The organism is Thermococcus paralvinellae (assembly GCF_000517445.1).
GTDB lineage: Archaea > Methanobacteriota_B > Thermococci > Thermococcales > Thermococcaceae > Thermococcus_B > Thermococcus_B paralvinellae.
Window position 1 is genome coordinate 864,556 of record NZ_CP006965.1, and the last position, 23,106, is coordinate 887,661.

General features: G+C 40.7%; 25 protein-coding genes and 1 tRNA gene. 15 read left to right on the forward strand and 11 right to left on the reverse strand.

Annotated elements, in window-relative coordinates; translation table 11 throughout:
- Nucleotides 1-24 precede the first annotated feature (24 nt).
- Nucleotides 25-477: an HAD family hydrolase gene (locus TES1_RS04825; RefSeq protein WP_173391291.1), complete on the reverse strand. Its 453-nt coding sequence runs from the start codon at nt 475-477 to the stop codon at nt 25-27.
- An 89-nt stretch (nt 478-566) separates the two neighbouring features.
- On the opposite strand from TES1_RS04825, the gene TES1_RS04830 reads away from it, so the two are divergent.
- From TES1_RS04830 to TES1_RS04870, 9 genes are all read left to right on the forward strand, one after another.
- Nucleotides 567-992 carry a nucleotidyltransferase domain-containing protein gene (locus TES1_RS04830; RefSeq protein ID WP_042680722.1) on the forward strand — a complete coding sequence of 142 codons (426 nt, stop codon included), beginning with the start codon at nt 567-569 and terminating at the stop codon, nt 990-992.
- Nucleotides 965-1,348 carry a HEPN domain-containing protein gene (locus tag TES1_RS04835; protein ID WP_042680724.1) on the forward strand — a complete coding sequence of 128 codons (384 nt, stop codon included), beginning with the start codon at nt 965-967 and terminating at the stop codon, nt 1,346-1,348. Before TES1_RS04830 ends, TES1_RS04835 begins: the two co-directional genes overlap by 28 nt.
- 4 nt (nt 1,349-1,352) lie before the next feature.
- Entirely contained in the window at nt 1,353-1,877 is a 525-nt protein-coding gene (locus TES1_RS04840; RefSeq protein WP_042680726.1) for a flavoprotein, read from the forward strand.
- 110 nt (nt 1,878-1,987) lie between these two features.
- Complete coding sequence (locus TES1_RS04845; RefSeq protein ID WP_042680728.1) at nt 1,988-4,186, forward strand: elongation factor EF-2; 2,199 nt, start codon at nt 1,988-1,990, stop codon at nt 4,184-4,186.
- A 98-nt stretch (nt 4,187-4,284) separates the two neighbouring features.
- Nucleotides 4,285-4,809, forward strand: coding sequence for a hypothetical protein (locus TES1_RS04850; protein ID WP_042680730.1), 525 nt, complete (start codon nt 4,285-4,287; stop codon nt 4,807-4,809).
- A 195-nt stretch (nt 4,810-5,004) separates the two neighbouring features.
- Nucleotides 5,005-6,291 carry a translation elongation factor EF-1 subunit alpha gene (tuf, locus tag TES1_RS04855; protein ID WP_042680732.1) on the forward strand — a complete coding sequence of 429 codons (1,287 nt, stop codon included), beginning with the start codon at nt 5,005-5,007 and terminating at the stop codon, nt 6,289-6,291.
- A 57-nt stretch (nt 6,292-6,348) separates the two neighbouring features.
- Nucleotides 6,349-6,657, forward strand: a complete 309-nt coding sequence (rpsJ, locus tag TES1_RS04860) for a 30S ribosomal protein S10 (RefSeq protein ID WP_013466878.1) — start codon at nt 6,349-6,351, stop codon at nt 6,655-6,657.
- A 20-nt stretch (nt 6,658-6,677) separates the two neighbouring features.
- Nucleotides 6,678-6,765, forward strand: a tRNA-Ser gene (locus TES1_RS04865).
- A 125-nt stretch (nt 6,766-6,890) separates the two neighbouring features.
- On the forward strand, nt 6,891-7,739 hold the full coding sequence (locus TES1_RS04870) for a DMT family transporter (RefSeq protein WP_042680734.1): 849 nt from the start codon (nt 6,891-6,893) through the stop codon (nt 7,737-7,739).
- On the opposite strand, the gene TES1_RS04875 is transcribed toward TES1_RS04870, so the two are convergent.
- Nucleotides 7,722-8,789 carry a pyridoxal phosphate-dependent aminotransferase gene (locus TES1_RS04875; RefSeq protein WP_042680735.1) on the reverse strand — a complete coding sequence of 356 codons (1,068 nt, stop codon included), beginning with the start codon at nt 8,787-8,789 and terminating at the stop codon, nt 7,722-7,724. The genes TES1_RS04870 and TES1_RS04875 overlap by 18 nt on opposite strands.
- A gap of 12 nt (nt 8,790-8,801) precedes the next feature.
- The gene (gene panB / locus TES1_RS04880; RefSeq protein WP_042680736.1) at nt 8,802-9,668 is read right to left on the reverse strand and encodes a 3-methyl-2-oxobutanoate hydroxymethyltransferase; all 867 of its coding nucleotides are present in this window, start codon (nt 9,666-9,668) and stop codon (nt 8,802-8,804) included.
- Between the two features lie 64 nt (nt 9,669-9,732).
- On the opposite strand from panB, the gene TES1_RS04885 reads away from it, so the two are divergent.
- Both TES1_RS04885 and TES1_RS04890 read left to right on the forward strand, forming a co-directional pair.
- Nucleotides 9,733-10,161: an archease gene (locus TES1_RS04885; RefSeq protein ID WP_042682728.1), complete on the forward strand. Its 429-nt coding sequence runs from the start codon at nt 9,733-9,735 to the stop codon at nt 10,159-10,161.
- A gap of 50 nt (nt 10,162-10,211) precedes the next feature.
- Nucleotides 10,212-11,651 (forward strand): RtcB family protein, encoded by a 1,440-nt coding sequence (locus TES1_RS04890; protein ID WP_042680737.1) that lies wholly within the window; start codon nt 10,212-10,214, stop codon nt 11,649-11,651.
- 76 nt (nt 11,652-11,727) lie between these two features.
- Here TES1_RS04890 and TES1_RS04895 read toward each other — a convergent pair whose 3' ends face one another.
- The 5 genes from TES1_RS04895 to TES1_RS04915 all read right to left on the reverse strand — a co-directional run bounded on the left by TES1_RS04895 (nt 11,728) and on the right by TES1_RS04915 (nt 17,126).
- Nucleotides 11,728-12,651, reverse strand: a complete 924-nt coding sequence (locus tag TES1_RS04895; RefSeq protein ID WP_042680739.1) for an ABC transporter permease — start codon at nt 12,649-12,651, stop codon at nt 11,728-11,730.
- Entirely contained in the window at nt 12,648-14,870 is a 2,223-nt protein-coding gene (locus tag TES1_RS04900; protein WP_042680741.1) for an NEW3 domain-containing protein, read from the reverse strand. Before TES1_RS04900 ends, TES1_RS04895 begins: the two co-directional genes overlap by 4 nt.
- A gap of 6 nt (nt 14,871-14,876) precedes the next feature.
- Nucleotides 14,877-15,791, reverse strand: coding sequence for an ABC transporter ATP-binding protein (locus tag TES1_RS04905; protein ID WP_042680743.1), 915 nt, complete (start codon nt 15,789-15,791; stop codon nt 14,877-14,879).
- Between the two features lie 4 nt (nt 15,792-15,795).
- The gene (locus tag TES1_RS04910) at nt 15,796-16,713 is read right to left on the reverse strand and encodes an ABC transporter permease (RefSeq protein ID WP_042680745.1); all 918 of its coding nucleotides are present in this window, start codon (nt 16,711-16,713) and stop codon (nt 15,796-15,798) included.
- Between the two features lie 83 nt (nt 16,714-16,796).
- Nucleotides 16,797-17,126: a YbjQ family protein gene (locus TES1_RS04915; protein ID WP_042680747.1), complete on the reverse strand. Its 330-nt coding sequence runs from the start codon at nt 17,124-17,126 to the stop codon at nt 16,797-16,799.
- Nucleotides 17,127-17,212: 86 nt separating this feature from the next.
- Between TES1_RS04915 and moaC the strand changes: the two genes are divergently transcribed.
- Together moaC and TES1_RS04925 are read left to right on the forward strand one after the other, a co-directional pair.
- Nucleotides 17,213-17,677 carry a cyclic pyranopterin monophosphate synthase MoaC gene (gene moaC, locus TES1_RS04920; RefSeq protein ID WP_042680749.1) on the forward strand — a complete coding sequence of 155 codons (465 nt, stop codon included), beginning with the start codon at nt 17,213-17,215 and terminating at the stop codon, nt 17,675-17,677.
- Nucleotides 17,674-17,925, forward strand: a complete 252-nt coding sequence (locus tag TES1_RS04925; RefSeq protein WP_042680751.1) for a hypothetical protein — start codon at nt 17,674-17,676, stop codon at nt 17,923-17,925. The genes moaC and TES1_RS04925 overlap by 4 nt, the downstream gene beginning before the upstream one ends.
- Before the next feature lie 75 nt (nt 17,926-18,000).
- On the opposite strand, the gene TES1_RS11170 is transcribed toward TES1_RS04925, so the two are convergent.
- The gene (locus TES1_RS11170) at nt 18,001-18,132 is read right to left on the reverse strand and encodes a hypothetical protein (RefSeq protein WP_265100807.1); all 132 of its coding nucleotides are present in this window, start codon (nt 18,130-18,132) and stop codon (nt 18,001-18,003) included.
- 87 nt (nt 18,133-18,219) lie between these two features.
- On the opposite strand from TES1_RS11170, the gene TES1_RS04930 reads away from it, so the two are divergent.
- Nucleotides 18,220-19,917: a P-loop NTPase family protein gene (locus TES1_RS04930; protein ID WP_042680753.1), complete on the forward strand. Its 1,698-nt coding sequence runs from the start codon at nt 18,220-18,222 to the stop codon at nt 19,915-19,917.
- On the opposite strand, the gene TES1_RS04935 is transcribed toward TES1_RS04930, so the two are convergent.
- Both TES1_RS04935 and TES1_RS04940 read right to left on the reverse strand, forming a co-directional pair.
- Entirely contained in the window at nt 19,910-20,575 is a 666-nt protein-coding gene (locus TES1_RS04935; protein ID WP_042680755.1) for a Kae1-associated kinase Bud32, read from the reverse strand. The genes TES1_RS04930 and TES1_RS04935 overlap by 8 nt on opposite strands.
- A gap of 13 nt (nt 20,576-20,588) precedes the next feature.
- Nucleotides 20,589-20,909, reverse strand: coding sequence for a hypothetical protein (locus TES1_RS04940; protein ID WP_042680757.1), 321 nt, complete (start codon nt 20,907-20,909; stop codon nt 20,589-20,591).
- Nucleotides 20,910-21,127: 218 nt separating this feature from the next.
- Between TES1_RS04940 and thsB the strand changes: the two genes are divergently transcribed.
- Nucleotides 21,128-22,786: a thermosome subunit beta gene (thsB, locus tag TES1_RS04945; RefSeq protein WP_042680759.1), complete on the forward strand. Its 1,659-nt coding sequence runs from the start codon at nt 21,128-21,130 to the stop codon at nt 22,784-22,786.
- Nucleotides 22,787-23,106 lie beyond the last annotated feature (320 nt).

The window sequence follows — 23,106 nt, forward strand, 5'->3', positions numbered from 1 at the left end:
GCTAAACTATCTTTATGAATTTTGCTATCCTCTAAGCGTCGCTATCAGCTTCTTCTCATTCAGCAGCATAGCAATTGCATCCTTAACGTCTTTAACCACTATATCGCTTGCAAGCAGAGCGTCAACTGTTGCTCCTTCTTCACCGATAACACAGAAGGCAAGCTCAGCATTCTCAAGCATTCTAACATCGTTATTACCATTACCTACTCCAATGTACGGCTCATACTTCATTGCTTTCTCAAGCTTCTCATTGCCATCCTTAACACGCTCGATTTTGACATTTAAGCCTTTGAACTCCTCTTCTAATGTTCCAAAGGTGTCTGCACTCAAAACAACTACGATGTATTTCTCGCTTAGTCTTTCAAGAAGCTTTTTGACTTCCTCATTAACTTTCCCTTCAACTCCCAGAGTCCCGTTTAGGTCAAAAACCACCACCCTAGCTTCAATTTTTCCATAATTTGGGATTTCAATTGTCATATTATCACCACTGAGAGAAGGGTTTAAAGGGTCTTAAGACTTTTGGGAAAAAGTTAAATCTCAAAAATATGCTATTTCACTTGAGAGAAATGAACGAGAAAATCATAAATGAACTAAAGAATTTTGCAAAGGATTTAAAGGAACTGTTGGGAGAAAAGTTAGTGGCAGTTATAGTCTTTGGATCTGTTTTAGCATCTAAAAGGTTTGAAGACATTGATATTCTCATAGTAGTTGATAACACTTCCAAAGATGAACTCAAAGAAATTAGAAGATTAAAGCTCAAATACAGGTACAAACTTGGCAAATACATTGATTTGAATATGTGTAAATTTAGTGATCTCGACAAGGGTGTTGTATATACTGCAGTGGCCTTTGGAAAAGAGCTTTACTCAACAGAGAAGTGGATAAATAAGAAGAAAGAAATAAAGAAGAGAGCAAAAGAACAGAAACTTCAGTTCATAGAAAAGTATGGAAAAAAGGTGGTTAGATGGGAGTTAGCAGAACTTATAAATTGAGGCTTATTCAAGCAGATATTGACTTGGCAAAGAGTGCATATGAAAAAGGATACTATGAGATGGCAATATTTCACTGTCAACAAGCAATAGAAAAAAGCCTAAAATTGCTTCTTGAAGAAAAAGCTGGCAAATATGTAAGAACTCACGATTTAATATTTCTGAGAGATTTGGTTGGAGAATTTGAAGAAATTAGAGAGCTTTTGTTAGACGATGAATTTTTAGATAGGCTTGAAGAAGGTTATTTCTATGGAAGATACTGGGATAAACCAATAGAGCCATTTGAGGATCTTGAAGTCCAAAAAGCAATTTACTTAGCTGAAGAGATTTTTAAGAAGATTAAAGAACTGTTAAGGTGATTATATGAGAATAGCTTGGGGAATCAGTGGAGCAGGGCATCTCCTCAAAGAGAGCATTGAAATTCTCGAGAAATTGAAGGATAAGCATAAAATTAAAATCTTCTTATCAAGAGCGGGTGAGGAAGTTGTCAAAATGTACAGACTTTTTGATAGACTTGAAAAATTTCCTCTTGTTAGGGAGTCTAAACAGGGGATCTCATTTCCCTCATGTGGCGCCTTTAACTTAGGAAAATTCGATGTATTCATAATCTCCCCAGTCACTTCAAACACCGTTGCCAAGATTAGACTTGGAATTGCCGATTCCCTCTTATCCTGTTGCGCCTCTCAGGCTTTGAAGAGCAGAGTACCGCTAATATTAGTTCCAACTGATTCAAAGCCTGTTGTAGAGACTAGGGCTCCTAATGGCCAAATTTTCAAGATATATGTGAGAAAAGTTGATTTGGAACATTTAAAGGCACTAAAAGAGGAAGGAGTTATAATTTTAGAGCATCCTTATGAAATAGAACATGCTCTAGCTACTCTTCTATAGGCAAGGTATATTCCAATCTCCATTTATCACGTCAGTAAATGCCATGGAAAGATTTATAACTCAACTTTTTAAGTGAATGATGAGCAAGATTATCGTTAAAGGTGATGTAAATGGGAAGAAGGGAAGAAATGATTGCGAAAATTAAGGAGTTGATGACTCAGCCTGAGAGAATCAGGAATATGGGTATTGCCGCTCACATTGACCATGGTAAGACAACCTTGAGTGATAACCTGCTGGCAGGAGCGGGAATGATTAGCGAGGAACTTGCAGGAAAGCAGCTTGTCCTTGACTTTGACGAGCAAGAGCAAGCAAGAGGTATCACAATCAACGCAGCTAACGTTTCAATGGTCCACACCTATGAGGGTAAGGAGTACCTCATCAACCTCATCGACACTCCAGGTCACGTTGACTTCGGTGGTGACGTTACAAGAGCTATGAGAGCAATTGACGGTGCAATCATTGTTGTTGATGCTGTTGAGGGTGTTATGCCACAGACAGAGACAGTTCTGAGACAAGCCTTGAGAGAGTACGTCAAGCCAGTCCTTTTCATCAATAAGGTTGACCGTTTGATTAGAGAGCTCAAGCTTTCACCACAACAGATGCAAGAAAGATTTGTCAAGATAATTACAGACGTTAACAGGCTCATCAAGAGATACGCCCCAGAGGAGTTCAAGAAGGAGTGGCTGGTTAACGTTAATGATGGTAGTGTTGCATTCGGTTCAGCTTACTACAACTGGGCTCTCAGCGTTCCATTCATGAAAAAGACGGGAGTTTCCTTTAAGGAAATAATTGACCTTACACTGAAGGGAGACAACAAGACACTCAGAAAGAAAGCTCCTCTCCATGTTGTTGTCCTTGATATGGTCGTTAAGCATTTACCAAACCCATTAGAGGCTCAGAAGTACAGAATTCCCCACCTCTGGAGAGGCGACATTAACAGCGAAGTTGGTCAGGCAATGCTCAACTGTGATCCAAAAGGTAAAATGGTCATGGTTGTTACAAAGATTATCATTGACAAGCACGCTGGTGAAGTTTCAACAGGTAGAGTCTGGAGTGGTACTGTTAGGACAGGTCAGGAGGTTTACCTCATCTCTGCAAAGAGAAAGGCAAGAATCCAGCAGGTTGGTATCTACATGGGTCCAGAGAGAATTAACATGGAGGCCGTTCCAGCAGGTAACATTGTTGCTGTAACTGGTTTGAGAGATGCAATGGCTGGTGAGACAGTTGCCCAAGAGCCAATTGAGCCATTTGAAGCCTTGCACTACACAAGCGAGCCAGTCGTTACAGTTGCAATTGAAGCAAAGAACATTAAGGACTTGCCAAGACTTATCGAAGCCCTTAGACAGCTCGCCAAGGAAGACCCAACACTTCAAGTTAAGATTGACCAAGAAACTGGCCAGCACTTGCTCAGCGGTATGGGTGAGCTCCACTTAGAGGTTAAGCTTTACAAGCTCAAGGAAGACTGGGGAATTGATGTTGAGGTTTCAGAGCCAATCGTTGTTTACAGGGAGAGCATCACCAAAGTCAGCCCAATCGTTGAGGGTAAGTCACCAAACAAGCACAACAGATTCTATGTTGTTGTCGAGCCAATGCCAGATGAGATTTACCAAGCAATTAGAGATGGTGAAATTCCAGAGGGAAGACCAAAGGACAGAAAAGCTGTTGCTAAGAAGCTCGCTGAACTCGGAATGGACTATGAAATGGCCAAGGGTATTGTTGATGTATACAGAGGAAACATATTCTTAGACAACACTAAGGGTATCCAGTACCTCAACGAAGTTATGGATCTTTTAGTTGATGGTTTCCACCAGGCAATGGATGAGGGACCACTTGCAAAAGAGCCAGTCATGAAGGTTATCGTGAGATTAGTTGATGCCCAAATCCACGAGGACAATGTCCACAGAGGTCCAGCCCAGATCTATCCAGCAATCAGAACAGCCATTCACTGTGCAATGATGAAAGCTGGTCCAGTTCTCTACGAGCCATACCAGAAGGTCATCATCAACGTTCCATACGAGTACATGGGTCCAGTCAGCAGAGAAATCAGCCAGAGAAGAGGTCAGCTCCTTGACATGAGACAAGAGGGTGAAGTTATGACAATCATTGCAAAGGCTCCAGTTGCTGAGATGTTCGGATTCGCTGGAGCAATCAGAAGTGCAACAAGCGGTAGAGCATTGTGGAGCACAGAGCACGCTGGATTCGAGAGAGTCCCACAGGAACTCGCTGTCCAGATAATCAGACAGATCAGACAGAGAAAGGGACTCGATCCAAACCCACCAACAGAAAAGGACATCTGCCCACAGTTCTGACTTTTTCTCTTCTTCTGACTTTTCTACAATTTACATCTGTTTTTTTACAGTTTGTTCTAATTCGAAAATCTTTAATATTTGCGTTATGATGTATTTGCATGATGTCGCGAAAAATTCTCCTTGTGCTTATTACAGTGTCAGTGATAACTGGACTGGTGCTCTTCGTTCCTTTGCCTGGGACTGTTTTCTACAAGCACACCACCTATTTCTGGTGGGGCCCCTCATCACCTAAAGAAAAGACAGAGTGCGGAAAAGGAGATGCCCCATTTGAATTCCTTGAGGGAATACATTACTCTAACTCTAACTGGAACGTAGCGGTGGAGCATTCTGGAGATACTGAGATTCTGACCGCGAAGAGAAGCTTTCTCTCTAACGGTGGTTATGGAAGAACCTATCAGCGGCTTATTATAGTCAAGAAAAATGGTCGCATTTTAAAGATCAGCTACACGGCAAGGACGGGACCTTCAGAAAACGCTTACAAAACTGTCTGTGAAACCTCAGAAAACGGTACCAAAAAGTGTCAAAAAGTACTTATGGTATACGACCTTGATAGTGAGAAAAGAATCGAGTTCGAGATTTATTACAGTGTATGGGATTACCTGATAGCCTGCAAAACAAAATAGCCTCTTTTAGAATTTACAAATTCCTGTCCAACACAGAGTAGTTAACTTTTTAAACCCTCCTCTGTATCTTCCTTTGGACTCATGAGGCTCTCTTGTAAAAAGCGGGTTTCCCGCTCAAGAGAGCCGAGGTTACAGAAAGCTTTAAAAACCTATCCTAGTCAATAAGGTTAGGCACGAATTTGGAGGTGGATAAAAATGGCAAAGGAGAAGCCACACGTTAATATTGTGTTTATCGGACACGTCGACCACGGTAAGAGTACAACAATCGGTAGACTCCTCTTTGACACCAAGAACATCCCAGAGCAGATTATCCAGAAGTTCGAGCAAATGGGTGAAAAGGGTAAGTCATTCAAGTTCGCTTGGGTCATGGACAGACTCAAGGAAGAGAGAGAAAGAGGTATTACAATTGACGTCGCTCATACCAAGTTCGAGACCCCACACAGATACATTACAATCATTGACGCTCCAGGTCACAGAGACTTCGTTAAGAACATGATTACCGGTGCTTCACAGGCTGACGCTGCAGTTCTCGTCGTCGCTGCAACTGATGGTGTCATGCCACAGACCAAGGAGCACGCATTCCTTGCAAGAACACTCGGTATCGGCCACATCATCGTTGCAATCAACAAGATGGATATGGTCAACTACGACGAGAAGAGATTCAAGGAGGTCGCTGCTCAGGTTGAGAAGCTCCTTAAGATGCTCGGCTACAAGAACTTCCCAATCATCCCAATCAGCGCTTGGGAAGGCGATAATGTTGTGAACAAGAGCGATAAGATGCCATGGTACAAGGGCCCAACACTCATCGAGGCTCTTGACCAGATCCCAGAGCCACCAAAGCCAGTCGACAAGCCACTCAGAATCCCAATCCAAGACGTTTACTCAATTAAGGGTGTCGGTACAGTCCCAGTTGGTAGAGTTGAGACTGGTAAGCTTAAGGTTGGTGACGTAGTCATCTTCGAGCCAGCCAGCACAATCTTCCACAAGCCAATCCAGGGTGAAGTCAAGAGCATTGAGATGCACCACGAGCCACTCCAAGAGGCCCTCCCAGGTGACAACATCGGATTCAACGTTAGAGGTGTCAGCAAGAACGACATCAAGAGAGGTGACGTCGCTGGTCACACAACCAACCCACCAACAGTTGTCAGGCCAAAGGACACATTCAAGGCACAAATCATCGTCCTCAACCACCCAACAGCAATCACAATCGGTTACACACCAGTTCTTCACGCACACACCACACAGGTTGCTGTTAGATTCGAGCAGATCCTTGCAAAGCTTGACCCAAGAACAGGTAACATCGTTGAGGAGAACCCACAATTCATCAAGACTGGTGACTCAGCTATCGTCATCCTCAGACCAACCAAGCCAATGGTCATCGAGCCAGTTAAGGAGATTCCACAGCTCGGTAGATTCGCTATCAGAGACATGGGTCAAACAGTCGCTGCCGGTATGGTTATATCCATCCAGAAGGGCGAGTGAAGCCCTTTCTTTCTTAGTTCTTTCTTTTAATTGAAGTTTTCTTGAGAGGTGGCAAAAATGCAAAAGGCAAGGATCAAGCTTGCAAGCACTAATATAAAGTCCCTTAATGAGGTTGCTGACCAAATCAAGCAAATTGCAGAGAGGACGGGAGTTAGGATGAGCGGTCCAATACCACTTCCAACAAAGAGAATCAGGATTACAACAAGAAAAAGCCCAGACGGGGAAGGAACAGCAACATTTGACCGCTTTGAGCTTAGAGTTCACAAGAGGCTCATTGACATCGAAGCTGACGAGAGAGCTATGAGACAGATAATGAGAATTCGCGTTCCTGAAGACGTAACAATCGAAATCGAGCTCATCTCATGATCACTCTTCTTATTTTTAGTGCCGGGGTAGCCTAGCCTGGGAAGGCGCGGGCCTGGAGAGTCCGTGGGCGTTAAGCCCTCCGGGGTTCAAATCCCCGCCCCGGCGCCATACAAACTTTGTAGAATATAATATGTTACATTCCCTAAATCCTTTGCTTGACGTACCTACCCCCATAAATTCTTTAAGCATTTGTTAGTCAATTCTTACTTGATTTGATATCTCTGGTGAATCTCATGAACAGGGAAGTTAAAGGAACGCTATTTGCATTTTTAACTTTGATACTTGTAGGAATTGAACCAGTTGTTATTAAATCAAACCCAGCTAATCCACTTAGCTTTGCAGCATTTTCTGCACTGTTTGCCTCTTTGATATTATGGACAATGATTTTGCCATCAGGCAAATGGAGAGAGCTAAAAGAAAGCCCCGAGCATCTTCATAAAGCTTTTCTTGTAGGTCTTTTTGGAACAACCTTAGCATATATTGCATATTCATATGGTGCTCGAATGAGCACGGCAATAAATGCATCTCTAATAACGAGGAGTGAAGTGTTGTACTCATTTGTCCTTTCATATCTGTTCTTGAGGGAGAGAATAACTAAAAAGCAGTTCAGCTTTTCTTTGGTTATTCTTTTGGGACTTGTTCTTGTAATAACTCAGGGAAATCTCATAGAGCCCAAAAAAGGTGATATATTGCTTTTGCTTACACCTCTCTTCTGGCAGATGGGACATACAGTAGCCAAACAGTTACCATATTCTCCTTATTTAATAGCTACCCTTAGAAATACATTTGGAGGACTGGTTCTTTTACTCTTAACTTTGCCTTTTGGCTTGGAATTTACCAATTTGGCTATAATTGAGGGAATCATAATTGCACTAACACAGGTTCTCTGGTATTCAGCCTTAAAGCTTATCAATCTCTCAAAGGCCACTGCAATAATAACACCAGCACCAGCTGTTGCTATCGGATTATCAATACTTCTTGGAGAGAGATTTACAATTTATCATGCCATAGGTTTTATTCTAATTACTTTCGGAACTCTGGAAGTATCTAAAGTGGAAAGCAAGTTAAGAAAGTCTTCTTAAAAACTCATCAGCTTCTCTTGGGATTCTAATCCTAACATAAGAGTTGTTTAATCCAAAAGCGGAGCCACTTACTGTTAAAATGCCTCTCCTAAGAAAGTACTGATAGGTATCTTCTTTGCCCCAAAGTAGAAAAATTGGAGTTGTTGGGTGTGTTTTTGATATGAAGAATTCTTTCTTTAGCGCACTCATGATTTTTTGTTTTATTTGAGCTATCATTTTTCTAGTGTTTCTAACAAATTTAAAGTCTTTAAGAGCTTCAACAGCGAGAATTTCACTGATTCTACTTACTGGAAAAGGTAAATCGACTTTTTTGTATAGCTCACAAAGTTCTGGATTTTTGATCACTGCATAACCAATTCTCATAGATGCCAGCCCAAGTCCTTTAGAAAATGACCTTATGACAATTAGGTTATTATAATTCAAGTTAACCGCAGATTCTTTCTTTTCAACAAAATCCTCATATGCTTCATCAACCAATACTAAAATCCCTTTCTTCTCTGCTTCATCGACGATTTCTGTTATTTCTTTAAGCCTTAGAAATTGCCCTGTCGGATTGTGAGGGTTATCTAAATATAGGAGGGTATACTTCCGGTCTAATGAGTTAATAATTTCATCCACCTTGATCTCAAAATACTCTTCCTCCTTTAATTTTATCGATTCATAAATTGCCCCCAGTGCTGTAGCGTCACTTACATACCGAGGATACTGAGGAGAAACTCCCAGAATTCTCGTACCATCTTGTATTGTGAATTTGTTAACTTTTTCAAAGCATCCCATTGAACCATTACATATAAACAGGTCATCTTCTTTTACAGCTCCTTCCCAGTAGTTCACAAGTTCTTCTTTCAATATGTTATAATGAACATCAGGGTATTTAGACAGATCAATATCTAACTTCTTTAATTTTTTCTTCACACCTTCTGGAGTACCAAAAGGATTTGTTCCCAAAGCACAGTCTAAAAAGCTTTCGTTTGCCATTACCTTGTCTGCATATCCACCTACAACCTGGAGATCTAAGAGGGATTTCCTTATTTTTGATTTCCACCCCATTTTTATCGCCTTTTATTCATCAACAGGCTCTTCTAGGAGTCTTTCAATTGCTTTTCTCTTCTTCTTTTCAAGGTCCTCTTTATCTAAGAATTCCCAGTAGTGTTTGGGCTCTGGAAATTTGCCTTCCTTTACCTCATTTTTATATTCCTCAAGGGCAAGCTGAATCATACTCCTTAAATCGGCATATTTTTTGACAAACGGAGGAACATTTTCATAAATTCCCAAAAGGTCATGCCAAACTAAAACCTGGCCATCAACGTATGGTCCAGAGCCAATTCCAATTGTCGGTATCTTGACTTCCTCTGTTACAAGCTTTGCCACATCAGCTAGTACAAACTCCAAAACAACGGCAAATGCTCCTGCTTTTTCCAAAGCTTTTGCATCCCTAAGAATTTCCTCAATCTCATCTTCGGTCTCACCCATTAATCTGTAACCACCTAAACGGAGATAGCGCTGAGGTGTTAAACCAGTGTGTCCCATTACCGGAATTCCAACTCTCACAAGCTTCCTAACAAGTTTTATGTAGTCGTAACCCCCTTCAATTTTTACAGCATCGGCACCAGCCTGAATAAGCTTTGCTGCGTTCCTAAGTGCCTCTTCAATGCTTACTTCATAGCTCATGAAAGGCATGTCCGCTAAGACCATGCCCCTTTTAACGGCTTTGGCAACAGCTCTTGTGTGATAGACCATCTGTTCTATAGAAACATTTAGAGTATTTTGCTCACCGTAAACGACCATTCCCAGAGAATCTCCAACAAAAATAATATCAATTCCCGCTTTGTCTGCTATTAGCGCTGAGGGATAGTCATAAGCTGTCACCATGACGATCTTCTCTTTTCCCTTCATTTCCATAATTTTCCTTGGAGTTATCTCTCTCATATTCTCACCCAAGCCTAATAAACCCCTTAAGGAATATTAACCTATCGGAGGTGAAAGAATGAAGATGAGAAAATGGGAGCATTATGAACACACTGCAGATATAGGAATTAGAGGATACGGAAAAACGCTTGAAGAAGCTTTTGAGAATGTTGCCATAGCGTTATTTGATGTGATGGTTGATGTGAGAAAAGTCGAGCCAAAGGAAATGAGAGAGATTGAAGTTAGCGGTGAGGATTTATATGCTTTGCTTTACAACTTCCTTGAAGAGCTCTTGATTCTCCATGATACTGAAGGATTAGTGTTCTCAGATTTTGACGTCAAGATTGAGAAAACCAAAGAAGGATATAAGCTCAAAGTCAAGGCCTATGGAGAACCCTTAGATTATGAAAAGCATGAGCCTAAAGAGGAAGTTAAGGCAATAACATACCATGACATGAAGATTGAGCAGTTGGAAGATGGAACTTGGATTGCTCAGCTCGTTCCGGATTTGTGAAGCAAAGCTCTTAAATCATGTGAATGTGAATTTAATCTGGAGGTGAGAAAATGGTTCCATTAAAAAGGCTTGACCAAATAAGATGGGAGATACCCAAGTTTGATAAAAGGATGAGAGTTCCCGGTAGGGTTTATGCAGATGACGTCTTAATCCAGAAGATGCGCCAAGATAGAACACTTGAGCAAGCTGCAAATGTAGCTATGCTTCCCGGAATTTACAAGTACTCAATAGTTATGCCCGACGGTCATCAGGGGTATGGTTTCCCAATTGGTGGTGTCGCTGCTTTTGACGCTAAGGGAGGTGTCATTAGTCCCGGTGGAGTGGGTTATGACATCAATTGTGGTGTAAGATTAATTAGAACAAACCTAACAGAAAAGGAAGTTAGACCAAAGATTAAGCAACTTGTAGACACACTCTTTAAGAATGTCCCAAGTGGACTTGGAAGCAAAGGAAGGGTTAGGCTCCAATGGACTCAGCTTGATGATGTATTGGCTGATGGAGCAAAGTGGGCCGTTGACAACGGCTATGGCTGGGATGAAGACTTGGAGAGGCTGGAAGAAGGAGGAAGAATGGAGGGGGCAAATCCCTCATATGTAAGTGATACTGCTAAGAAAAGAGGAGCTCCACAGCTCGGTAGCTTAGGTTCAGGAAATCACTTCCTAGAAGTGCAAGTTGTTGACAAAGTGTTTGACCCAAAAGTGGCTGAAGTTTATGGCCTCTTTGAGGGACAAGTAGTTGTCATGGTTCACACTGGTTCAAGAGGATTGGGTCATCAGGTAGCAAGCGATTACTTAAGAATTATGGAAAGAGCAAACAGAAAGTACGGAATTCCATGGCCAGACAGAGAATTGGTCAGCGTTCCGTTCCAGAGTGAAGAGGGTCAAAGATACTTCTCTGCAATGAAAGCAGCAGCAAACTTCGCCTGGGCAAATAGACAGATGATTACTCATTGGGTAAGGGAAAGTTTTGAAGAGGTATTTAGACAAAAGGCTGAGGATTTGGAGATGCACATTGTTTACGACGTTGCTCACAATATAGCCAAGCTTGAAGAGCACGATGTAAACGGAAAGAAGGTCAAAGTTGTTGTCCACAGAAAGGGTGCAACTAGAGCATTCCCACCGGGACATAAAGCGGTGCCGAGAATCTATAGAGATGTCGGGCAACCTGTGCTCATTCCAGGTTCAATGGGAACTGCAAGCTATGTCTTAGCTGGAACTGAGGGTGCAATGAAAGAGGCATTTGGTTCAACATGCCACGGTGCTGGAAGAGTCCTCAGCAGAAAGGCTGCTACAAGACAGTATAGAGGAGACAGGCTCAGGAATGAGCTCATGCAGAGAGGAATTTACATCAGGGCAGCAAGCTTGAGGGTTGTCGCAGAAGAAGCTCCAGGAGCATATAAGAACGTTGACAATGTTGTTAATGTTGTTGCAAAGGCCGGAATTGCAAAGTTAGTTGCAAGAATGAGGCCAATTGGAGTTGCCAAGGGTTGAACTTCCTTTGAAATTTGTTCTTTTTCTAATTTTCAACTAATTCTTAAAAAATAATAAATCAAAAGAGCATAGCAAGTTATCTCAAATCACTTGTCATAAATTTAACATAAGCTACTGAAAATGGCAATAGGAGTGTCACTAGAATCATAGCTAAATTATTGAATCCCAGTGAAAACGCTTCACTTAACGGGGTATAGGTGTTGGTTATTCTATCTCCAGAGAAAATCAAAATCATCAGTTTTGCATAGTGATGAGCAGGATTTATAAAGTGCAGTCTTTGCTCCCAAAGATTAACGTTTTCACGCCACATATCAAATGCTGGAGTGCCATAGGGTGGCCTTTCGCCAGCTAAGTGCCCAGCTATGAGAGTAACGATTATGCCATATATAAGGGTTAAAAAAATTGCAAGACCTACTGATATAAGCATTGAGGTTTCTGATTTTTTGAAAAGCGTTGAAAAGAGAATTGAAATGCTGAGAAACACAAGGGTGTACAAAAGGGTCATCATAAACGCAATCAGCCCCCTAAAGAAGGATTCGCTATCTAGGGGAACACCTATTATAAGAAGGAATGCAATAGTAAAAACATACCCTACTAATATTGTGATTGCCAAAACCAATGCATTCCCAAGAAATTTGCCGTTTATGATTTCGTCTCTATAAACAGGATGCCCAAGAAGAACTTTGATTGTTCCAGTTTCAACCTCTTTGTTTATTGCGTCGGCACCCAAGGCAGCACCCATTATTGCTCCAAAGATTGTGAAGAAGGTGAAATTTAGAAATAGCATAGCCGATAGAGGAGTCATGTATGTATCCCCCTCGGCACCAAAAGGCCCAAGGTTTGTTCTGCTAACTTGTGGTTCGGTTAGTTCAAGAAAATGACCTTTTATAGAGTATGCAATGAGAAAAACAAAAAGAAGATAAACAGCAAGTATTATCACAAAGCGTTTGCTCTTTATTGAAGTGTAGAATTCTTTCATTGCAATGTTTAGGACATTCATCTCCTACCGACCCTCCTCATCATCCATATTACTGCCCCAAATGTTAGTACCAACATTAATATTCCAATGTAGGCTGACTTTGAGCTCTGGGTTACCCTAACTGTAATCTGAGTGCTTGCCTGGGCCTGATCCCCTTTTCCGGTAATTGTTATTTGGTATGTACCAGCTGGAGTGGTTTCGGGAACTTTTACAGTAATAGTTATCCGATTCTGTTCTGAGCCAATACCCACAACTCTGATGTTTTCTTTCTCTATGTAATGTGACTTTAGCTCTGGAATAACCTGGGGAACAACTTTAACCTCCCATCCTTGGGGAGCACTCACTTCAAATTTTATATTCGTTATTGGCGCAGTCCCAGTATTCTCAAGAGAAACATATGCAATACCTTCTTTCCCGGCTTTGATACTTATCATTGGCATTTCTGGATACATCTCAAATCTGTACTCCCCGATTAATTTTACCAAAAGAGCAAGTTTTCTCTCAAATCCTGATGAGCTCTTAACAACAATTGTCAGATTGTATTCACCAGGCTGAGCGTTAAATGGAGGAACGATTCTCAACATAACGTCCTTTGAGCTTCCAGCTTCCACTTTTATGCTTCTCACAGGACTCTGGACATAGTAAAATTCACTCGACCATTCTGATGGAAGCCCAAGAACAGAGAGGGTGTAGGCATCATCTTCCTTTCCTAGGTTCTCTATTGTTAGTGTGTATGTTCCTATTGACCCTGTTGTTACTGTTATTGTATCTCCCTCACCTTCAACTGTGAAATAGTACGGCAGTCTTTTGAGGGTTATTTCAATATTTTTCTCCTCTCCATCTTCAAGCGTAATCTCCTCCCTAACTTTCTCGTAACCCTCTTTCTCCACAAAAACTTTGTAATTACCAGCTTTAAGCTCAATCTCAGCTTTTCCATAGTTATCCGTAAATACTGTGCTGTTACCCACATGGATTCTTGCCTTGCGGACTGGATTGCCTTCTTCATCTTTGACCGTTACAATCAGTCTTGCAGGCTCTCCCTCATGTGTTTTGTATATGAAGATGCTGAAGGAATAAGTTGCGTTGTTTATTGCAAATTTTATTTTATGGTTTCCAAGCTCTGCATTTCTTGGAATTTCAGCGACAAGCGAAATTATTTCAGAAGTTGCTCCCTGAGATGTTGCACCAGGTAGAAGGAAAGACCTAACCCTAACTCCGTTGAGCATGAAGTATGCATCCCAATCTTTTGGCTTTTCAACCACTTGAAGATTTATTATCTTATCCGGACCATAATTAGTAAGTGTAATTGGAAACGCCACTTTTTCCCCAGCTTCGCTTTCTATGGAAAGAATTGGGAGCTTTACCTCGATTTCTTCCTTTTGCTGGACATATATCTTAATCTCACCAAGTTCTTTGCCGATTGAGAATCTAATAATCTTTAGACCTTTTTCCATTGAAGGAATCTTAATTTCGAGTTTAGCGGTTACAGAACTTCCTGTTTGACCATTTGGTTTTAATGTTAGTTCATTAACTTCGTAATCGGAGACCTTAATCTTCACCTCCCACCCTACCGGTTTGAAAACAACCCTTAAAGGTAATGTTATTGGGGTATCTCCTGTATTAATAATTTCGATTGGTATTTCAACAGTCTCTCCAGCTTTGGCAGTTATTGAATCAAAAGGATAATGGACTTCATAATCAAGCTTTGGAACTTTTTCTACAGAAACTTTAACGAGATAAGCGTAGAGCTTGCCCTCTTTATATTCAAGTACTAATTTATCATAAATTATTGAAGAGTTCATGGGTATTAGATAGTCTTTGGCATTAATTTTGAGAGAAGTTTGTTTATCTGTTACGTTCTCTATGTAAACAATATAGTCTCCAATTTTATACTCCTCGCCAGGTTTTGGAGAAATTTCCTCAACGAGCTCTGGCTTCCACTGAATCACAAGAAAGAGTTTGTCATCTTCAAGACTACCGACAACTATCTTTAAAGATTCAACCTCGATAACTGTTCCAAATGTGGCCATCTGCAAGGCTTTAATATCTTCCCCCTTGTAAACAATAATATATGGCTGATAGTCTTTATTCTGAGTGAGTTTTATTAAATAGTCCCCAACTTTCAGGCTTTCGCCAATTTTGACTCTTCCTTCAAATATTTCAACCCAAGGCTGAGCATTTGAAATGGGGAAAAATGAAACCACTAGAAGACCAGCAATAAGTAAAGCAAGCTTTTTCATGGATTTTCACCTCTTGTAAATTGTTTTTAGAAATACATCCTCCAAACTTGGTTCCTCAATTTCTAAGCTGACTATGGTTATCCCATTCTTTGATAGATATTCAGATATTTCTTCTCTAATATCGTTTTTTGCGAATATAATGGCTTTCTTATTGTTAAGATACTCCACTCTTATAATCCCCGGTAGAGCAATCTCCGGTAATGGCTGTTTCGTCTCAATTTTTATTTCGTATCCCTCAAGCTCCATGAACTGTTTTTTAATTTCTTCAAGTGTTCCTAAGGCCCTAAGCCTGCCCTTCACAATTATTCCAACCTTATCACTAAGCTCTTCGACTTCACTTAATATGTGGGAAGAAAAGAATACTGTTTTTCCCTTTTTGCGCTCTTCTTTTACGATGCTTTTGACAAGGAAAGCCCCTTCCGGGTCAAGCCCACTCGTTGGTTCATCGAGAATTAGTACTTCAGGGTCGTTTATCAAAGTTTGAGCCAGCAGCAAGCGTTGTTTCATTCCCTTAGAAAACGTTTTAACTTTCCTATACTTTACATCCCAAAGTCCAACAAGCTTCAAAAGCTCTTCAATACGCTTTTCTTTCTCCTGTTTGGAGAGGTTGTAAAAGTTTGCAAAAAACTCCAAGTTTTTCCAAGCTGTTAGCTCCCCATAGATGGTGGCATTTTCAGGCAAAAATCCAATCCTCTCTTTGACCTTAATAGGTTCCTTAAAGACATCATATCCCAAAATACTAATAGTGCCTTCGTCCGGTATGATAAGCCCGAGCATGCTTAAAATTGTTGTAGTTTTGCCTGCACCATTTGGCCCCAAAAACCCGAAAACAATACCCTCCTCAACATTTAGGGTAAGTTCATCAACAGCTTTAAAATTTCCATACTTTTTTGTGAGATTTTCAATTTCAATTGCATACATGCTATCACCTCAAATCAGCTTTCATAAACTTAGTATATGCAACTGCAAATGGAAGGAGGAGCATCACAATAAGTACAATGATGTATCTCCAAGCGAGTCCTATTGCTTCAAAGTAAGAAATAGTTTGATTCTGAAGTGTCATAATACCGGTAAAACCTCTAGCTACAATCTCGGAGGATGTGATTCCGTAGAATATTGCATTGTTTATATTGTCCAAGTTGTATCCAGGCACAATGGAGAGAAGCATATAAATTTTCTTCAGGCTTTCTTGGAGTGCCCCAACGTCTGTGGGCGAGACTCCTGAAGCTAACGCCTTAAACACTATTACCATTGAGACGATCGTTGGATAAATGAATTCAAGAAATATTGGAAGTAGAACTGCTACTATTATAGCTGTTGAGGGTTTTTTAATCAAAGTTGAAAGTAAAACACCAAAGGATAGGTAGACAAAAGAAAACAGCATAAAGAACGGTAAAGGCTTTATGAACGTCATAAATGCCTCCGAGCTAAGTGGAATTCCAAGCACAAGCAAAAATGCAACATTACTTATTGCAAACAACAGAAATGCAAAAAGCACTGTCAATGCTCTCCCAATATATTTTCCAAGAATAAATTGATCCCTGTATATCGGATGACTTAAGGTTACTTTCACTGTTCCACTTTCAATTTCTCTGTTTATAGCATCAGCGCCGAGAAGTATCGATAGCACAGCAAGAAAATATTTAACTGCTGAAAGTTGAGTGCCTCTGATTATATTTGTGCTTTCCATCTGTATTCCCATGGTAGCTCGCATCATGAGCATTTTCATCCAGTAAGCCATTCCAGCACCTGCTAAAAGAAAAATCGCAAATACTATAACCAATCTTTTGGTTCTCATGCTCTCATACATATCTTTTAGTGCAATGTTGAAAATCGAATTCATTCCGCTCACCTGTAAAGTTTTCTTTACATTTTTCATTACATTAATATTTATAAATTTTACGATTAAAAAGAATAAAGAAAAGTTCACTCTTTTTCTAGTATAACCGCTGTACCGTATGCAAAAATCTCAGCGGCTCCAGCCGCTACACTTGAGGTCATAAATCTAACCCCAATAACCCCATTAGCTCCCATCTCTTTTGCATGCTGTATCATCCTCTGAAGTGCAACTTCTCTCGCTTCTGCAAGCATTTCAGTGTATTCTTTAACCTCTCCACCAACGATATTTCTAAACCCAGCGAGAATGTCTTTCCCAATGTGCTTAGCCCTAACAGTTGCTCCCCTAGCTATCCCAAGAACTTTAACGACCTTGTAACCGGGAACATGCTCGGTAGTTGCAACAATAAACTCATCCATATTCTCACCCCCATACCTCGGACTTCGATGTATTTTAAGAGTTCAAAGCTTAAATACTTTTCCATTGTAAAAAGAATGGTGGTTGCATGAAGCTCACTCATGTAGATGAAAAAGGCGTTAAAATGGTGGAAGTTGGCCATAAAGATGTTGTGTTTAGAAAAGCAATTGCTAAGGGGAAGATAAAGCTCAAACCAGAGACAATAAAGCTGATTCAAGAGGGCAAGACTAAAAAAGGGAATGTACTTGCAGCAGCGCAGATAGCGGGAATCCTAGCAGTGAAGAGAACTTGGGAAATAATACCTCTATGCCATCCTATTCCGCTCACTGGGGTGGATATAAGCTTTGAGTTCGGCGAGGACTACATTGAAGCAACATGCGAAGTAAGAGCTTATTATAAGACAGGCGTTGAGATGGAAGCTCTGACTGGCGTAAGCGTTGCTTTGTTAACGATTTGGGACATGGTTAAAGCTGTTGAAAAAGACGAAAAAGGACAATATCCAGTTACGAGGATTTACGACATTAGAGTTGTTGAGAAGGTGAAGGAGAAGTGAAGGTGCTCTCGGCTCTTCTCTTGGGGGCCCTTGTTGGGCTTCTCTACATGCTCGCCCTCTACTTTCTCTTCACCGCAGGGAGTGTTAAGAAAACCCTGCCCGCGGCGTTAGTAGCTTTGGTGGTTTACGTTGCTGGATTTCATATGGTGAAAAAAGTTGTAATCTCAGGAAGAGAACTTGGCGCCTTTATAGCTGGAATGATCGTAGTTGCAATGCTTACGATAGTACGCCTGACGAAGAAACGCTGAGAAAGTTTAGGAGTCTTTCCGCCTGAAGGGTTCTCACAGGCCACCTACAGCCCATTGGGTATGGCAATTGGGCTTCTACCCCTTATCTTGAAATTCAACAAATTTTATGATTCCCAGCTTCAACTCCTCTTTAACTTTCTCTTTCTCAAATTTTAGCTTCCAAATTCTCAGGTGATATCTTGGATTGATGAGCTTCCCAAACAGCATAACAACTAATACACATTAAAAATTTTAAACTTTGTGTTGTATTATTGCAGGAAAATATTCATAAACTTTTGTGATAAGCATCAGGAGATGAAGCTCAACAGCGAAGCGAGAGCAATTTACAAAAGCATTCGTGAAGAAATAAAGAAGAGAATCCAGCTCAGAGAGAGCTTGGATTATCTTGATAAATTTGAACCAACAAATGATAAGAATGAAATTCTGAGGAGACAGGCTTATTTTAAGGAGAACCTTCCAAAGATTACACCAGAACTGAAGGAAATATTGGCCGAAATCAAATCAATTCGTTTTAAAAAGGATTTTCTGCACGATAGGCTTTTAGTTGTTGATGAAAGTGAGATTGAAAAAGCCCAAGCTTTGGGAGTGTGTGAGGTTTCAACAGAGCCTTTGGAGGGGCATGATTTAATTTTAAGCACCATAGGGATTGGAATTGACGTCGAGCTGAGTATAAGTGAAATTGCTCCCGAGCTTTACATCATGCCTCTTTGGGAAAATCGAAAAACCTTGAAAGCTTTAGTCCAAATTGGTAATCTTCTTGGAAAGAAGAGTGTTGCTGAGCCAATTTTAGAAAAATTAAAAGAATTAGAAGAAGTTATGAAGCGGAGAGAATTACTCGAACATCTTGATGAGATGATAGCAAAGGAAGAGAAAAAGCTGAATGAAAAGATTGCAGAGAAGCTTGAGAAGTTCAGCCTAACTTTGACTGGTAAAGAATTATTGGAGTTCCTAAAAGAACTTAGGGAAGGAAACTATGATACTATATTTAAGCATTTCAGTGAAATTGAGAGCGAAATCCTTGAGGAAATAAATGAAGTTGAAAAACAGCTCAGCGAAAAGCTGAACTTTACTGTAGAGCTGTTTTCACGAGAAAACCTCTATCCCGTTGAAGTTCCTCCAGAGAGTATTGAGGCTTTGCGTCGGGAGTTGGAAAGAGAACTCAAGGTAGAGATGTATTTGAAGAGCCGTGAAATTCTCGCTGAAATAAAACACCTCATACCAAAGCTTAAAGATGAAATAAGCAAAGCTTATGAGCTGGAGTTTCTGAGGGCTGTGAAGGAATTTACAGAAGGATTTACATTTCCAGAGCTGATCGAAGGTGGCATTGCCTTCATAAATGGGGGGCATTTGTTTATCAAAAATCCCCAACCAGTCAGCTACGTTGTTGGAGAAGCTCCAGTAAAGTTTGATAACGTGAATGGTGAGAGAGTTGTTATTTTGACAGGTGCAAACAGCGGTGGGAAGACTTCGCTACTTGAGCTTATCTCTCAAATAGTAATTTTGACTCATATGGGTTTTCCAGTTAATGCCGAGAAAACATGGGTTGAGGTTTTAGACGAGCTTTTCTTCTTCAAACGGAAGCGGTCTATTTATGGTGCTGGAGCCTTTGAAACGGCCTTAAAGAGCTTTGTGAGGGCACTAACAAACGATGGAAGAAAGTTGATTTTGATTGACGAGTTTGAAGCAATAACGGAGCCAGGTGCTGCTGTCAAGATAATAGCAGAGCTTCTGAAGATTGCTTATGAAAAAGGATTCTACGTCATTATTGTATCTCATTTGGGGGAAGACTTAAAGAAAGAACTGCCCTTTGCAAGAGTTGATGGAATCGAAGCTCAAGGCTTAGATGAGAATCTTAACTTAATTGTTGACAGACAGCCAAAGTTTGGGGTTTTGGGTAAAAGTACCCCAGAGCTGATTGTTGAAAAGCTTTACCGCACCAAGAGAGGAAAAGAGAAAGAAATTTTTGAGAGGGTGTGGAGGGCATTCACTTAATCCACTTTCTCTCCCTTACATACCTACCTCTACTTTCAATCTCCTCTATCTTCTCTTTCAGCTCTTGGGCTTTCTCTCTCCCTCTAACTTCTCCATAGCCCTCAAGAACAGCCCCAAAACCTTTTTCAAACCACTTATAGTGAGTGCTTTCCATAGCTCTTTTTAGGAGATGCAGATCAACACCTTGAGCTTCAACTGTGTTATCAAACTCTGCCAGTCCAAAATCTATGAGATAAATTTTTCCCTCTCTTAAAATCATGTTGGATGTCGTCAAATCTCCGTGAATAATACCCGCTTCATGCAGTTTTCCAATTTGCCTTCCAATTTCACGGCAGAGCTTTAAACGTTCGTCCATGGGAATTTTTTCCAAATACTCCTTCAAACGCTCTCCTTCGATAAATTCCATAACAATTTTCATATCTCTTATATCAACTTCATAGACATAAGGAACATTAACTCCAAACTCTTTAGCCCTGTGCAGAATTCTTGCTTCCCTAACAGTTCTTTCTTTCCTCAGTTTCTGGTCAATCTCCTTTATCCTGTACCGCTTTGAAATGCGGTGCTTTATGATTACTTTTTCATCATTAAATGGAAAATACAACTCTTCAAATTTAGCTAAATAAATTTTTGCCTCTGCCCCCTGCTTTATCAATTCCATCAACACCACCTGCTTAATCTGTAACCAGTTTGAAATCCTCAATGAATTTTTTGTACTCTTTTATTGTCGCTCTTATTGTTATTACATCCTCGATTTTTACTATGAGCACTCCCACATCACCTTTTATGACTAATCTTGCAGTGTCAACATCGTTCTCTTCCAGCTTTTGAATGGCATATCTAAGCTTATCTTCACTGCTTTTCAGCATATCATCTACAAGTGATGCGCGATTTTCAACATCAATATCAACTAAACCATACTGAATAATTTTCTCAAACATCTTTATGATGCCTTCTCTTCTGCATGGTATCCCATATATTTCCACTTTGTTCATATCTTACCGCCTCTTTTAGTTTGAATCGTTGTGTTTAAATAGCTTATTCACTTTACTTAGCTTCTGAACTTCTTAATTATTGTCTAATTATCTTAAATTCTCAATATCTTGTGACAATTTAACAAAAATTTCAATTAAAACTTGAATTTTTAAACAAAAACCTTTTATAGAACACTAACGTATGGGAAGTGTATTGAAACCTTAGGAGGAATGTTAAAATGGCACAATTAGTTGGACAAGGCGGGCAACCAATAGTTATTCTCCCTGAGGGAACCCAAAGATACGTTGGTAGGGATGCCCAGAGGTTGAATATTTTGGCTGCAAGGATTGTTGCTGAGACTGTTAGAACAACCTTAGGACCAAAAGGTATGGACAAAATGCTTGTTGACAGCTTAGGAGATATCGTTATCACAAACGATGGTGCAACCATTTTGGACAAAATTGACCTTCAGCACCCTGCTGCTAAAATGATGGTCGAAGTTGCTAAGACCCAAGATGAGGAAGCTGGTGACGGTACAACAACCGCTGTAGTTATCGCTGGCGAGCTTTTAAGGAAGGCTGAGGAGTTAATTGATCAGAACATTCACCCTTCAATAATTGTTAAAGGTTACACTTTAGCTGTTGAAAAAGCTCAAGAGATACTTGAAGATATTGCTATAAAAGTTGATCCAGAAGATGAAGAAACTCTTATGAAGATAGCAAAAACAGCAATCACTGGTAAGAGCGCTGAGTCTCACAGAGAACACTTGGCTAAGTTAGCTGTTGAGGCAGTTAAGCAAGTTGCAGAGAAAAAGGATGGCAGGTTTGAGGTTGACATTGACAACATCAAGATTGAGAAGAAAGAAGGAGAGAGCGTTGAAGAGAGCCAGCTTATCAGAGGTGTTGTAATCGACAAAGAGAGAGTTCACCCAAGAATGCCAAAGAGAGTTGAAAACGCAAAAATAGCTCTAATTAACGATGCTCTTGAGGTTAAGAAGACTGAAACTGACGCAAAGATAAACATTACTGCGCCAGACCAGCTCTATGCGTTCCTTGAGCAGGAAGAGAAGATGATTAAGGATATGGTTGATCAGATTGTTGCTACTGGTGCAAATGTTGTGTTTGTTCAGAAGGGTATTGATGATTTGGCACAGCACTACTTGGCCAAGGCTGGTGTTTTGGCTGTCAGGAGAGTTAAGAAGAGCGATATGGAAAAGTTAGCAAAAGCAACAGGAGCAAAAGTTGTAACAAATGTAAAAGACTTAACTTCAGAAGATTTGGGCTATTCAGAGCTCGTTGAAGAGCGCAAGATTGCTGGAGAGAGTATGATATTTGTTGAGGGTTGCAGAAATCCAAAGGCAGTAACAATCCTTATCAGAGGAGGAACAGAACACGTAATTGATGAAGTTGAAAGGGCAATTGAGGACGCCATTAAAGTCGTCAAGGATGTCATGGAAGATGGTGCAATCCTTCCAGGAGGAGGTGCAACTGAGATTGAGCTCTCTATAAGGCTTGATGAATATGCAAAAGAAGTTGGAGGCAAAGAAGCTTTAGCAATTGAGGCATTCTCAGATGCACTTAAGATAATCCCCAAAACATTAGCAGAGAATGCTGGACTTGACACAATTGATGTACTCGTCAAAGTTATTAGCGAGCACAAGACTAAGGGCAAGGCAATAGGAATTGACGTCTTTGCTGGTGAGCCTGCCAACATGCTTGAGAGGGGTGTCATTGAACCTATCAGAGTTAAGAAGCAAGCAATCAAGAGCGCAAGCGAAGCAGCAATCATGATACTCAGAATCGACGACGTCATCGCAGCAAAGAGAGTTAAGAGCGAAGGAGTAGGCCAAGGAATGGAAGGCATGGGTGGAATGGAAGGCATGAATATGATGGGCTGATGTCTGTTTGTTACTCTTTTACTTTTCTCTACTTTACTTTAGTTAGCTCTCAATAACGAGTCAAATCCCTGTCAATGTGCACTATTTTAGAAACAGTAGAGTGTTAGTGTTGCCCGCCCGTAACCCCCGCCTTCATTAAAGCCAAATAACGGCATTCTCAAGCGGGTTAACCCAGGCGGGCAGAATTGTGCTCGGTCAGGGTTACCCACGGTCATTGTGCTCCGTAACGCGGAAGGCTCTCCCGTGGGGACCTCGCTATGACCGAGCTGTTGCCCCTGCATCGCCCCCCGGTTCATTCTCCCCGGGGTCCTCGCGCAGGG